General features: G+C 59.2%; 12 protein-coding genes and 1 pseudogene. 9 read left to right on the top strand and 4 right to left on the bottom strand.

Annotation, left to right across the window (positions count from 1 at the left end; all coding sequences use genetic code 11):
* The coding region (locus GCT13_RS44370; RefSeq protein ID WP_152768056.1) for an SET domain-containing protein-lysine N-methyltransferase at positions 1 to 196 on the top strand (196 nt) is incomplete at its 5' end.
* A 523-nt stretch (positions 197 to 719) separates the two neighbouring features.
* On the opposite strand, the pseudogene GCT13_RS44365 reads toward GCT13_RS44370, so the two are convergent.
* Together GCT13_RS44365 and ilvB are read right to left on the bottom strand one after the other, a co-directional pair.
* Positions 720 to 1028 (bottom strand): annotated as a pseudogene (locus tag GCT13_RS44365) (ArsR/SmtB family transcription factor); the annotation flags it as partial.
* A 7-nt stretch (positions 1029 to 1035) separates the two neighbouring features.
* A complete protein-coding gene (gene ilvB, locus GCT13_RS44360) occupies positions 1036 to 2889 on the bottom strand; it encodes a biosynthetic-type acetolactate synthase large subunit (protein WP_152768054.1) in 1854 nt (617 codons plus the stop codon).
* Between the two features lie 308 nt (positions 2890 to 3197).
* On the opposite strand from ilvB, the gene GCT13_RS44355 reads away from it, so the two are divergent.
* Together GCT13_RS44355 and mug are read left to right on the top strand one after the other, a co-directional pair.
* Positions 3198 to 4193 carry a GlxA family transcriptional regulator gene (locus tag GCT13_RS44355; protein WP_152768053.1) on the top strand — a complete coding sequence of 332 codons (996 nt, stop codon included), beginning with the start codon at positions 3198 to 3200 and terminating at the stop codon, positions 4191 to 4193.
* On the top strand, positions 4190 to 4759 hold the full coding sequence (gene mug, locus GCT13_RS44350) for a G/U mismatch-specific DNA glycosylase (protein WP_152768052.1): 570 nt from the start codon (positions 4190 to 4192) through the stop codon (positions 4757 to 4759). Before GCT13_RS44355 ends, mug begins: the two co-directional genes overlap by 4 nt.
* Here the strand turns inward: mug and GCT13_RS44345 are convergent.
* The gene (locus GCT13_RS44345; protein WP_152768051.1) at positions 4665 to 5621 is read right to left on the bottom strand and encodes a LysR family transcriptional regulator; all 957 of its coding nucleotides are present in this window, start codon (positions 5619 to 5621) and stop codon (positions 4665 to 4667) included. The two genes, mug and GCT13_RS44345, sit on opposite strands and share 95 nt — an antisense overlap.
* 269 nt (positions 5622 to 5890) lie before the next feature.
* Between GCT13_RS44345 and GCT13_RS44340 the strand changes: the two genes are divergently transcribed.
* Complete coding sequence (locus tag GCT13_RS44340) at positions 5891 to 6565, top strand: antibiotic biosynthesis monooxygenase family protein (RefSeq protein WP_152768050.1); 675 nt, start codon at positions 5891 to 5893, stop codon at positions 6563 to 6565.
* A gap of 52 nt (positions 6566 to 6617) precedes the next feature.
* On the opposite strand, the gene GCT13_RS44335 is transcribed toward GCT13_RS44340, so the two are convergent.
* A complete protein-coding gene (locus GCT13_RS44335; protein WP_152768049.1) occupies positions 6618 to 6818 on the bottom strand; it encodes a copper chaperone in 201 nt (66 codons plus the stop codon).
* A 382-nt stretch (positions 6819 to 7200) separates the two neighbouring features.
* On the opposite strand from GCT13_RS44335, the gene GCT13_RS44330 reads away from it, so the two are divergent.
* The 5 genes from GCT13_RS44330 to GCT13_RS44310 all read left to right on the top strand — a co-directional run bounded on the left by GCT13_RS44330 (position 7201) and on the right by GCT13_RS44310 (position 13035).
* Entirely contained in the window at positions 7201 to 8826 is a 1626-nt protein-coding gene (locus GCT13_RS44330; protein ID WP_152768048.1) for an MFS transporter, read from the top strand.
* Positions 8827 to 8838: 12 nt separating this feature from the next.
* Positions 8839 to 9915, top strand: a complete 1077-nt coding sequence (locus GCT13_RS44325; RefSeq protein WP_152768047.1) for an HlyD family secretion protein — start codon at positions 8839 to 8841, stop codon at positions 9913 to 9915.
* Positions 9912 to 11489, top strand: coding sequence for an efflux transporter outer membrane subunit (locus tag GCT13_RS44320; RefSeq protein ID WP_152768046.1), 1578 nt, complete (start codon positions 9912 to 9914; stop codon positions 11487 to 11489). The genes GCT13_RS44325 and GCT13_RS44320 overlap by 4 nt, the downstream gene beginning before the upstream one ends.
* A gap of 215 nt (positions 11490 to 11704) precedes the next feature.
* Positions 11705 to 12643 (top strand): aldo/keto reductase, encoded by a 939-nt coding sequence (locus GCT13_RS44315; protein ID WP_152768045.1) that lies wholly within the window; start codon positions 11705 to 11707, stop codon positions 12641 to 12643.
* 23 nt (positions 12644 to 12666) lie between these two features.
* Positions 12667 to 13035, top strand: a complete 369-nt coding sequence (locus tag GCT13_RS44310) for a nuclear transport factor 2 family protein (RefSeq protein WP_407670960.1) — start codon at positions 12667 to 12669, stop codon at positions 13033 to 13035.
* Positions 13036 to 13714: the final 679 nt, after the last annotated feature.

Below are 13714 nucleotides of genomic sequence, written 5' to 3'. Positions count from 1 at the left end.
TGAAGCAATCGAGACGGGCGATCGCGTATTCATTCATGCAATCACCGCCATCCAGCCCGGCGAAGAGCTGTTCATTGATTACGGCCTAACGGTCGCCGGCGAGATCACCGATGACATCCGGGAGCAGTATGCGTGTCATTGCGGCGCTCCCGCCTGCCGTCGGTCGATGCTCGGCGGCAGAGCTACGTCACTTTGACCACAGCGAACCAGCGGGTGAACGCCGCCGACGGATGACCGCTCTTGCTAACCGACCGCGCATGGCACGTGCGAGCAACCTGTCAGCGGATGCCTGATGTCGACCCGTTGCAGACATTCGGCCGTAGCAAGTTTTATGGCCGCTTGCAGACGCAAAGCGGCCACCGTGATATCGGGTCACCACTTGTCCCGCGACTTATCAGAGAATTGTTCGCTTATCGACCGCTCTTGCAATGAATACGCGACACGACGTGGCATCTGCGGAACAAGATGGTTTGACCGTGAACTCGCGATTGATGTTGCAACCGGCCCCGGTTCAAGCGCCACACAAGCTATCGCCCCATCACGGGTCGTCTGTCTTCAAGTCATCATGCCATGTCGTAGTTCCAACGGCGGCAGTCGCCGCAACGCCTCGTTACCGCCCGTCTTCACGCGCTCGCGGGAGGCTGACCCGGCGAGCAAGCACTAGGAGCACTCAAGCATGCTTCACGACCTGCCAGTGTTTTCGCGCTCACTGAGCGGGCGATTTCGTCGTGCAGCCATCCGGTAAACGCATGAATCGCGGCTTCGTCTCGCGAAAAAATAATCCACTGCCCCACGCGTTTCGCGTTGACGAGGCCCGCTCGTTCCAACTGCGACAGATGCTCCGATACCGTGGACTGTGACAGTCCGCTTTTCGAGTGAATCATTCCTGCCGACACGCCGCGCAATGGCGCGTACTCCGCGTCCAGAAAGTGGCTGGCAGGATCGGCCAGCCATTGCAGGACCTTTCGCCGGAACGGATTAGCCAGCGCGCGGACCATCGCATCGAAATCGTTCATCGCGTGAATCATCCTCTAGCTAGAACATATCCGCAGCTTCCTGAGTCCGCTTCGTGCTTCCGCCTGGACGGGAAGGGATAAACGGTCCCGTGATCATGTCCGCGTAGGTCTGCCCCGGGCCCACCATCGGAAACACGTCGGCGTTCTCGTCGATCATCACTTCGAGAAACGCTGGTCCGTCGAATTCCAGAAACGCCTTCAATTGTCCTTCGAGTTCGTCTTTCGCATCGACGCGACATGCAAATTCGAATCCGTCCGCCTTTGCCGCCATCACAAAGTTCTTCCGATGCAGCGCCTTGTCGCTGACGACCAGCCGCCCTTCGTAGAAGAGGCGCTGCCATTGGCGGATCATCCCGTCGCCGAGATTGTTGAGCAACAGCACCTTGACGGCGACGCGATATGTCGTTGCTGTCTCCAGTTCGCCGACATTCATACGGATGCTGCCATCGCCGTCGATATCGATCACAAGCGCGTCCGGTCGTGCCAGTTGAGCGCCGATTGCTGCTGGAAGCCCAAAACCCATCGTCCCCATGCTGCCTGACGTGAGAAGGCTTCGAGGCTCGACGAAGTCGAAAAACTGCGCAGCCCACATCTGATGCTGACCGACGCCTGTGCAAACGATCGCGCGTCCACCCGTCAGTTCGCTGAGCTTTTCGATCACGAATTGCGGCTGGATCTTCGGGCTTGCCCTGTCGTAGTTCATGCCATGGGTCTGTTTCAGGTCCATTACATGAGCCTGCCAGGCGGAACGAGGCAGATCACAGGGTCCGTATTCCAGGAGCGACCGCAGCGCATTTTTTGCGTCGCTCACATGCGACCAATGCGCCCGTTTAACCTTGTTGATCTCGGCTTCGTCAATATCGATGTGCGCAACGTAACGCGCGCCCGGCGCAAACTGGTCGGGACGGCCGCCCGCGACACGATCGTCGAAACGCGCACCAACGGCGATCAGGAAGTCGCAATCCTGCACGGCATAGTTTGCACACGCGGCGCCGTGCATGCCAAGCATGCCGAGGTGCAACTCGTGAGTCGCGGGTATCGCGCCGAGGCCCATCAGCGTCGTAACGATGGGTAGCCGGTAACGCTCGGAAAACTGCTTCAGTTCAGCTGTTGCACCTGACGCAATTACACCGCCGCCCACATACAGCAGCGGACGTTGGCTCTGTTCAAGAAGAGCGAAGAACGCGCTGCGCTTCTCCGCATCAAGGCTTGCGCCCTTCGCGACCATTCGAAGCCGGTCGGAATAGCCGCGAAACTTCAGCGTGCCTTGTCCTTTGTAAGTGCCTTTCCAGTTCTGGATATCTTTTGGCACATCGACCACCACAGGACCTGGACGACCCGTGCGGGCGATCTCGAACGCGCTGCGTAAGGTCTCTTCGAGCTTTTCCGGATCGGTGACCAGAAACACCTGCTTGGCACACGCCGACATGATGTTGAAGACGGGCGCTTCCTGAAACGCGTCGCTGCCAATCGCCGCGCGCGGCACCTGACCGCATATCAGCACGACCGGAATCGAATCGCCATTGCAATCGGCAATTGGCGTGAGTGCATTGGTCGCGCCCGGTCCCGACGTCACCGTAAACACGCCAACCTTTCCGCTGGCACGCGCATAGCCTGCGGCCATGAATCCTGCCGCCTGCTCGTTGGCTGGCACGACCAGCCTGATCTGGCGTTCCGGGTTTCCCTCGTGCATTTCGTTGAAGCGAAACACGGCATCGTAGGTCGGCAGGTTTGCACCGCCGCTATATCCGAAGATGGTGTCAACGCCCTGCTCGCTCAGTACGCGAAGGATGATGTCAGCTCCGGATATCGTTTCGTCGCTGTTCTCAGGTTCAAGCTGCGGTGTCGATGCAGCAGGTGCGTTTTGTGCCATAGCCGGCCTTCGTCAAGATGGTTCCGTTTTCGGTCGAAGGCGCATGGTTCATCCCAGGCGCGTCCATATGACAAAAGTCTACTGAGCGGACCAGCAAGCGGGAACAACCACGTAGCACGTTCATAGGCCAAACGATGCGCCATTCGGGCCATCGCAGTGGCATATCGGAGGCTCGCGATACCGGCACAAATGCGCCCAATATTTGCACGCCATGCCACAGTTGCAGTACTGTACCTGCGCTATGCTGGTCGGCTGCACGCGCTCGGGATTGACGAGGGCTGTTGCTTACAATCGATCAAGGTCATGAGATGAAAGTCGCCATTGTTCTCTTTGATGGTGTGCAAGCCCTGGATGTCGCGGGTCCGCTGGATGTGTTTGCCGAGGCCAATGCGTCGCTCGCCGCGCACCAGTGCTACGAGGTATCCCTCGTCGGATTTCAGCGGGGTACGGTGACCTGCTCGAACGGAATGCAACTCGCCGTGCCTTTCTCCTATGACGACGTCGACACCCAGTACGATCTGTTGCTGATCGCGGGTGGTCCGCGCTTGCCCGACTTTCAGCCGCCAGCCGAATTTCTCGCCTGGCTAAAACGTCAGGCTAACGGGGCATCCCGCTTCGGCTCCGTGTGCAATGGTGCATTTTTGCTCGCGCATGCCGGGCTGCTCGATAACAGAGAAGTCACCACGCACTGGGAAGACGCCCCTCGCCTCGCCGACGCCTTTCCGCAAGTCTGCGTGCAATCCGACCGCATTTTCATTCGCGATGGCCGATTGTTCACGTCGGCGGGCGTGACGGCAGGCATTGACCTGTGCCTGTCGCTCGTTACGGAAGACTGGGGACACGAACTCGCCGTACGCGTAGCAAAGCGGTTAGTTGTTTATATCCAGCGCGAAGGCGGCCAATCGCAGTACAGCCCCTATATCGGCGTGCGCAAGGACGATGATCCGATCATCGGCAAGGTACATCGCTACGTGGTCGACCACATCACCGACGTTCTTTCGATCGAACAACTTGCCAGCGCAGTTTCGGTCAGCCGGCGTACCTTCTCGCGGCTGTTCGCGAAGTATGCGAAGGTAACGCCGTCGGCATTCGTCGAACAGGTGAGAGTGGATACTGCACGAAAGCTGCTCGAAGAATCGGATGCACCGCTCAAGACCGTCGCATTCAACTGCGGATTTCATAGCGCGACGCACATGCGGACCACATTCGCACGACGCCTTAACGTCACGCCGAAACAGTATCGTCTGCGGTTTCGCGGCAATGCGGGCGAAACCCAACTGGCACTCGACGCGTTGGCAGAATGAAGCCGATCAATTCCTCTGAATCGCATCGAGGTCTTCCTGACATTCTGGAAGCCGGTTTATCGACGGTGTTTTGCGGGATCAATCCAGGTCTTCGTGCGGCGGCGACGGGCCATCACTTCGCAGGCCGAGGCAACCGGTTCTGGCGCGTGCTTCATCTGGCAGGCTTTACACCTGAAGTCCTATCTCCCGACAATGACCGCATGCTGCTGCGATACGGCTGCGGTCTGACGGCGGCGGTCGTGCGTCCAACAGCGCGAGCCGATGAGTTGTCGCGATCGGAGATCAGAGAAGCAGCAGCCGGATTCGAGAAAAAGATCGAACGCCATGTACCGCGCTACGTCGCGTTCCTCGGCAAATTGGCAATAGCGCAAATGAGCGGATCGCGTGATATTCAATGGGGACTTCAAACCGCAGCATTCGGTGGCGCGCTAGTCTGGGTGCTACCGAATCCCAGCGGATTGAATCGCACCTTCAGTCTTGATGCACTGGTTGACGCTTATCGCGAGCTTTATGTTGCCGCGTTTCGGGAAACTGAAGCTGCGCGTTCCTGCGCAACGTCTCCGTGACGAACTCGACGAACGAACGCACCTTGATACTCTTGCCTCGCCGCTCGACGTGCAGCAGATTGACAGGAATCGATTGCGGCTCGAAGGGCGTCAATACAGGCTGAAGTTTTCCGCGTAACACTTCAGGCGCCGCCTGATACGAAAGCAATTGCGTGATGCCCACGCGAACAACAGCAGCCATCACGGCAGCAGGCGCCAGATCGACGATCATCCGTGGGCGCAGCCGCACAGCCAGTCTCGAACCGTTTTCGCAATACATCCACTCCAGCGGATGAGTCACGCCCGTGTAGGACACGCAGTGATGGCCGGCGAGATCTTTCGGATGCAGACACTCACCCCACGCGTCGAGATAACCCGGCGCCGCATAGGTTCGACGACGCACGAAGCCGAGCGGGACAGCGAAGATCGAAGAATCGCCAAGGAGGCCAATACGTATCGCTATATCGACACCTTCGTCGATTAGCCGAGTCGGCCTGTCGACATACACGACATTCACGTTGACGTCCGGGTATAAGTTCGCATAGGCGTTGACCAGCGGCGCGACAAAGCGCTGACCAAAAAGAACCGGTGCAGAAACCGTCAACGTGCCGACAGGCTTGCTTTGATCGGCGAAGATATTCGCCTCTGCGTTGGCGATTGTACCCAGCGCGTTGCGGCAGGCATCAAGGCAAATCATACCCGCATCGGTCGGACGGATGGAGCGTGTCGTGCGCGATATCAGTTGCACGCCGACACGCGCTTCCAGCGAGTTCAGCGCACGCGAAACGGCGGGCGCCGACATGCCGAGCCTCTCCGACGCGGCCGTTAAGCTGCCACGATCAACGATGGCGACGAACACCTCCATCTCACGATATTTGTCCATCTCGATTCCTGACTTGCGACTTCTGCTGTTGTCCGATTCTACGAGTCCTTCTCGCGCCGCGTTCCGGCTTTCTTTCGATTGGCCGATGAAACATGTCATCTGGCCTGCAACTGACTCAATCGATACGACCCGCTCGCGGTGTGGCTCAAATCGAATACTGAATGGCCCAAGACGTTATTCCCACACGCTTCAGTAAATCGGCGGCATCTTCGACAATAAAATTCTCACCGGGTGGGCAGTGCCCACTCTAACTGTCGAAAGGATTTGTCATGTTCTCCGCAATGCTTGAAGTTAATCCGATTCCCGAGCAGTTCGATGCTTATCTCGGCATGGCGAAAATGCTGCGTCCAGAACTGGAGAAAATCGATGGCTTCATCGATAACAATCGCTACGCAAGTCTTACGCGCGCCGGCTGGCTCCTGTCACTTTCCAGTTGGCGCGATGAAAAGTCGCTGATTCGCTGGCGCGTCGAATCGAAACACTTCAAGGTTCAACAGGCCGCCCGCGATCGCGTGTTTGCAGACTACCGGCTGCGTATCGGCCAGACGGTTGTGGATACCCACGTTCCCGCAGGCTACACGTTGACTGAACAACGCCTCGACGAAACGGAAACGGGCGCCGGCAAGGCGGTCATGTTGATCGACGCTCAACGCCCGGCGGACTGGATGAAGCAATCGGGCGCGGAGGCCGTCGCGAAGTCGCTCAGTCTTGATCTGACGGCTTCCGGTCTGATCGCGTGGGATGTATTCGATGCGTTGTTGGCGCCGGGCGATGTGATCGCCGCAGTTACGTGGCGCGACCTCGCTGCCGCTCAGGCGTTCGCGCAGAACATGACGGTACCCGAGGGTGCACGTCTGCGGCATATTCGTGTGATCCGCGAGTACGGCATGTACGATCGCCGGGAAGCGCCGCAATACTTTGGCGCGGCACAGCGTAAGGCGTAAAGCTGCGGCCGGTTTCAACTGCTATGGCAAGAAACCGGCCGCATTTATCTACCTATCCCTCGATAATCCTGACGCTATAGTCTTCGTCCTGGAACGCGACGAAGAACTCCTCCGGCATCAGCCCCGAATCGACACTAACACTATTCGCGTCGATATCGATATCGACCTTGGCATCGACATCGACACTCTTCATCGCACGTTCGATTCTGAATACGTCGTCAGAACCGATCGCTTCATTCACTGAGAATTTCATCGCCATCTCCATCCAATAACAGTTCAATTCACTCGACCGGCAGGCGCTCCAAAGCGCCGTCGCTGGAACTGATTCTATCTACGAGCTTGTCGAATGACGACGCGTACCGAGCAACAATCTTTCTCAAAATTCGGATGATTTACCCCGTGTAATAAGACCTTTTCCGCGCGCTCAATAAAAACCATGAAAGTTCCGGCAATGGCCGGATTGCTGAATGAATTGGCCTGAAACGATTCGTCCATCGACTTCAAGAAATGCGACGTCGCTCCTAGAATCCATCACATCATCACGCTGTAAAGAAACCGCAAAAGTCCGGCTGAAGCAGATACGTCATTGCCCGGATTTAATGCATTGTTGAGGACTATTAGCCGGGTGCGATTTTATGAAGACGACTGTCAATTCCCTGACGATTGAAGCGGTCGCGACGGTTGAACCGGTCGCGCCGTTAGCGCCCGCGCCTGCCGCACAAACGCCAGCACCACAGGTGCAAGCGCAGCCAGCGATTTCGCTGCGCCTGGCCATCGGTCTGATCGGGATGCTGCTCGCGTCGCTACTCGCGATACTGAATGAGCAGGTCACTGCGCAAGCAATGAACGACATTCGTGGCGCGCTATCGATCGGGCATGACGACGGCAGCTGGCTGACCGCGCTTTTCGAAGCGACCAGCGTGGCAACGATGGTTTTCGCGCCGTGGTTCGGCATCACGTTCACGTTGAAGCGTTTCACGCTTGGCGCGCTCATCGCCTCCATGCTGCTCGGCTTTCTGTGTCCGCTGTCGCCTGATCTGCCTGCGTTCTATCTGCTGCGCGTATTGCAAGGCATTGCCGGAGGATGTGTTCCTCCGATGCTGATCATCGTGGCGCTGCGTTATCTGCCACCGAAGATCAAGCTCTATGGGCTCGCAGGCTATGCGCTCACTGCGACCTTCGGCCCTTCGGTGGGAACCCCGCTCGCCGCGCTGTGGACCGAGTACGTGAGCTGGAAAATGGCCTTCTGGCAGACCGTGCCGCTTGGCGTGATCAGCGGCATCGCAATCCAGTTCGGCCTTCCACAAGACCCGCTCAAGCTCGAACGATTCGGAACGTTCGACTGGTTCGGTCTGTTGACCGGTTTCCCCGCCGTCGCGATGCTGGTAACCGGTCTGCTGCAAGGCGATCGCCTCGACTGGCTGGATTCCTCGTTCATCTGCGTGATGCTCGGTGGCGGCGCCATGTTGTTCGCGTTGTTTCTGATCAACGAGTGGTATCACCCGGTACCGTTTTTCAAGCTGCAGATGCTGTCGCGCAGGAATTTTTCGCACGGTCTTTCGACACTTGTCGGCGCCGTTGTGCTGCTCGTTGGTGTGGCCGCGATTCCAGGTCAATTTCTCGCACGAGTGCACGATTACCGGCCGCTTCAAACGACACCTCTGTCTCTGCTGGTCGCCCTTCCGCTGCTCGTTACGCTGCCGCTGACGGCTGCGTTGCTGAATCTTCGCCGTGTGGATTCGCGCTGGGTGATGGGGCTCGGACTACTGATGATCGGACTCACCTGCTTCCTTGGCAGCTTCATGACGTCGGAGTGGATCCGCGACAACTTCTACTGGTTGCAATCATTGCAGATCGTCGCGCAACCGATGGTGATACTCGCGATCCTGATGGGTGTAACCACCGGCTTGCCGCCCACCGATGGCCCCTTCGCTTCCGCGATGTTCAACTCGCTCAGAGGCTTCGCGGGCGCCGTGGCGACCGCGCTGATCGAGGGTCTCGGCACCGCGCGCGAACATTTTCATTCGAGCATGCTGATCGATCATCTCGGCAACAACGCGTTGATCACCACTCAGAGCTTCGACGCGGCGCGCGGATATGGCGGGCTTGCGCAACGCATCCATGAACAGGCCGTGGTGCTCACCTCTGCCGACCTTTATCGCGTGATGGCCTGCATCGCCATCGCCGTGCTTCTTCTCATTCCTGTGCTACCGGTACGCATTTATCCGCCGTGGAGCACAACGCCGCCCACCCCTCGCTAATGGTTGATCGCCATGTTATCCGTCACCCGTCCCTCGCCCAGAATGGTTCGCATTGCCGCAGCTGTCGTCGTGCTCGGCGTCGCCGCATGGGGCAGCACGAAGCTCTTCGTCAGCCCCGGCACCGAATCCACGAACGACGCCTACGTCGCCGCCGATTTCACGCTGGTTGCGCCGCGCATTGCTGGGCAGGTCGCGGAGGTCTTCGTCGACGACAACCAGCAGGTGAAAACCGGACAGCTGGTGATGCGGATCGACGATCGCGACTATCAGGCCGCATTGCTCAGCGCACAGGCCGACGTAACGGCAGCGAAAGCCGCCGTTGCGAACTACGATGCCGAGATCGCGCGACAGCCGTCGCTCGTCGACCAGGCCCGTGCCACGCTGCGTTCCGATGAAGCGTCGATCGCCTTTGCGCGCGAAAACGCAGCGCGTTATCAGAATCTCTCGGAGTCGGGTGCCGGCACGACGCAGGAACAGCAGCACGCTGCCAGCGCGCTCGCCGAGCAGCTTGCGCAGCAGGCGCACGATCAGGCCGCCTTGTCCGCAACCGCACAGAACCTCGATGTGTTGCGCACGCAACGCGACAAGGCGGCGGGCGCGCTGGCGCATGCCGAAGCCGTGCTCGAACAGGCAAAGCTCAATCTCTCATACACCGAGATTCATGCGCCCGTCGACGGAAAGATCGGCCGGCGGTCCGTGCGTGTCGGCGCATTCGTGACACCCGGCGCACCACTCCTCGCAATCGTGCCGCTCGCGGATGCTTATGTCGTCGCGAACTTCCAGGAGAGCCAGATCACGCACTTGCGGCCCGGCGAGAGCGTGAGCATCAAAGTCGACAGTTTCCCCGGCGTCGTCATCAAAGGCCATATCGACAGTCTGGCCCCCGCCACCGGCGTGAGCTTCGCGCCGATCGCGCCGGACAACGCAACGGGCAACTTCACGAAGATCGTCCAGCGGGTGCCCGTCAAGATCAGGATCGATCCGAACCAGCGAGCCGCGTCCGAGCTCAGCGTCGGGTTGTCGGTAGAAGCAGAGGTGGCAATCGGCAAGCGCGCCGATATGGCGATAGCGGGAGTGGACGCAAAATGAACACGCGTGAATTTTTTATCTGTGCGTCGGCGTTGGCGCTGACGTTATTGCTCTCGCTCGCGTTGAGCGGCTGTCTTGTCGGGCCGAATTTCGAACCGCCGACCTCTGCCACGCCGGATGTATTCGACCGCACTCAGACTGCGCAGTCGCCGAGCAAACCCGTCGAATCCGGTTTCAATCCGGACTGGTGGACGCTTTTCAACGACCCGATGTTGAACGCGCTCGAAAAGCAGTTGACCGATGCCAACCTCGATGTCGCTGCGGCTTCTGCGCGCCTGCTGCAAAGCCGCGCCGGGCTGCGCGTTGCCGGTGCAGCGCGATATCCGACGCTGGATGGCGCGGCCTCGTATAACCGCGAACGCGGCAGCGAGAATGGCATTCTTTCGTTGCTCGGCGTGACACCGACAAGTTCGAATCCGCAATCTGCATCGGGCAGCGCGCCGCTGGGCGTATCGGCGATGCCTGGCTCGAAAGGCTCGCCCGCCTACAACCTCTATCAGTTCGGCTTCGACGCCTCATGGGAAATCGACATCTGGGGCCGTGTGCGGCGCGGTGTCGAAGCGGCTTCAGCATTGACCGATGCCTCTTATGAGGATCGCAATGCGGTATTGCTCTCCGCGCGCGCCGAGCTTGCGCGCGACTATATCCAGCTGCGCGATACACAAGCCTTGTTGCAGATCGCGCGACAGAATCTCGAACTGGCAAACAATACGACGAAACTCACACAAACGCGCAAGCGCGAAGGCGTCACAACCGATCTCGACGTGGCGAATGCATCCGCGCAGGCCGCGTCCATTGAAAGCCTCATTCCGACGCTCGAATCGCGCAAGGAAACGACCATCAACGCCATCGGGGTGTTGCTTGCCGAAGAACCGGGCGCATTGAGCAAGACGCTCGACGTGCCGCAGGATGTCCCCGCTCTGCCTGCGCAGGTGCCAATCGGGTTCCCGTCCGAGCTGGCACAGCGCCGGCCCGATATCCGCCGGGCCGAGGCGCAGCTTCATGCGGCCACGGCGGCCATCGGCATGGCCAAGGCCGATTTTTATCCGCGCATCACGTTGAATGGCAGTGCCGGATTCCAGAGCCTTCAGCTTTCGAGTCTCGCCAATTGGGCATCCGGTCAGTTCGTCGTGGGACCATCGATCACGCTGCCGATCTTCGAAGGCGGACGCCTGAAAGGCACGCTTCAATTGCGCGAGGCACAACAGCAGGAGGCCGCCATCGTCTACAAGAAGACGGTTCTCGATGCATGGCGCGAAGTGGACGATGCCCTCATTACCTACGACGCGGAACAACAGCGGCACAACAAGCTTCAGGAGGTCGTGAACCTGAATCTGCGTGCGCTTTCGGTTGCACAGCAGCGGTATAAAGCTGGTGCGCTCGATTATCTTGACGTGCTGAATGTCCAGAAGCAGCTGCTCGATGCACAGAGCAACCTCGAACAGAGCGGCGCCGATGCTGATGCGAACCTCGTCACACTGTGCAAGGTGCTCGGGGGCGGCTGGGAATCGACGTACGGTAAGCCAGCAACGCCTCAAGACAACGAAAGTACACAGTCGACGGCGCAACGCTGATCCGCATCCGCGTTCCCGGACAGAGTGTAATCGTGTCGCCCAGGCAGCCTCTGTTGGCTCCTGGTCGCAAGCCCCCCGTGTAGCTAGACATGTGACGGTTTTATCGTTTTGCTGCGTTTTCAATGTGACGAACATTGCAAGGGCAGGCACTTGCCATGACGCCGCGAGCAAACCGTCCTAGCATGTGAGGGCGCAGTGCGCGTGGAGGGTTCGCGATGATCGGGTCGAATGATTTCCGCAGCGGGACGGTGGCGCTGCGTGACGGCGGACACATGCCCGTCATCGGTTTTGGTACGCTGATCGCCGATCCGGCGACGACGGTCAGTGCCACGCGCGACGCGATCGAAGCGGGTTACCGGCACTTCGATTGCGCCGAGCGCTATCGCAACGAGCAAGAGGTAGCCGCTGCGCTGAAGTCGGGACTATCGGCGCGTGGGATCGCGCGGGATGCGATCTTCGTGACGACTAAACTGTGGAATTCGAACCACCGGCCCGAGCGCGTCGGCCACGCTCTCGACGGGAGTCTTGAAAGGCTGGGACTCGACTATCTGGACCTTTATCTGGTCCACACGCCCTTCGCGTTTCAGGCGGGCGACGAACAGGACCCGCGTGACGCAAACGGAAATGTGCTTTACGACGAAGGCGTGACATTGCTCGACACGTGGCACGCGATGGAAGAACTCGTCGACCGTGGACGATGCCGCGCGATCGGACTCTCCGACATCACGCTGAGCGAGCTTCAGCCGCTGTATGACTCCGCGAAAATCAAGCCTGCTGCGATTCAGGTCGAATCGCATCCGTATCTGCCTGAAACGGAGTTGCTGGCATACTGCAACCAGCGGGGCATCGTCTTCACTGCGTTCGCGCCGCTCGGGCATGGAATCAGGCCGGGGCCGCTCGAAGATCCCGTCATTGCGCGTATTGCCGCCCGTCTGGAAAGAACGCCGGCGCAAGTGCTGCTCGCGTGGGCCGTGCAGCGCGGAACGGCGGTGCTTACGACGCCAAAAACGGCGGCGCGAGCACGGGAGAATTTCGACATTTCCGCGCTTCCTTCCGATGCCTTCGATGAGATCAACGCAATAGAAACGCGACAGCGGTTCAACGAAGTCGTGAAGACGGGCAGTCCGGGTTTCATTCCCCCGTCAACCGCGTGAGGCGATTCATGGACGACAGACAAATGCGTGAAGTGCTCGATGCGCACTGGCGTGCTTCGTCGGCAGGTAATCTGGATGCGGAGCATGATATCTACGCTGATGGCGTGGTCTGCGAGTATCCGCAGTCGGGCGAGCGAATCGTCGGGCGAAGCAACCTGCAGGCGATGCGCGGATACCATCCGGACAAGCCTTCTGGATTTGGCGTGCGACGAATTCAGGGAAGCGGCGATCTCTGGGTGACGGAATATACAATCGACTACAAGACGCAGACTGCGCTCGTCGTCAGCATCATGGAGTTTGCCGACGGAAAGGTCGTGCGCGAAACGCAGTATTTTTCGGAGCCGTTCGATGCGCCGCAGTGGCGGATGCAGTGGGTTGAGGCAAGCAGGTGAATCGGTTGCACGCGATGGAAGGGGACACCGAGGTGATCCGAAACGGGACCGGGCAGGCAGGGAATCTCTCCACCGTAAATTGCCGATTCTATTCGTCCGTTCGCCCTGATACGCAGAGATTTACAGACGCCTTATTGCAACGACTCGATACCGGACGCCTGCTGCATTCTCTCGATCAGGACCAGCACCTCATCAGGTCGGCTCTGTCGAGTGAGGCGCTGCCCGTCGATCTCCAGTATGTGCAGCATGCATTACCTCTGCGAAACATTCGACGGCAAGCTATCTCACGAGAGTATGGTCCGCGTTCGAAGGTCCGCAGATTGGTTCGGAGCCGCCGCCGGAATGACCACATGACGGTAAAACCGAACGACTGGTTCTGGCCCGAACCCGGCCTGACGCGTTCGGCTCGGTTCGACGCGTCGCCCGCCGGTCGAGCCGTCAGCATTGAAACGGCAGGTATCAGATTCGAGTAGTCGCTCGGTATGGCCACTCACGGACAACAACCGGCCATTGGCGAGCCGCCTCTCACTCACGTGCGACCATATCGCCTGATTGGCCTCCGTGCGTCTTGAGCGTGCCCTTGGGTGAATTCGAGAGCAAATAAAGCATGGCTTCCAATCCAAGCACGTAGCTATGAACCCCAAGACCGAAGATCACGCCATCCGCGATCTTGGCGATC

This window comes from Paraburkholderia franconis (genome assembly GCF_009362735.1).
In the GTDB taxonomy this organism is placed as follows: Bacteria; Pseudomonadota; Gammaproteobacteria; order Burkholderiales; family Burkholderiaceae; genus Paraburkholderia; species Paraburkholderia franconis.
The sequence above is the reverse complement of the archived record's forward strand: the minus strand, read 5'-3'. Positions and strand labels throughout refer to the sequence as shown.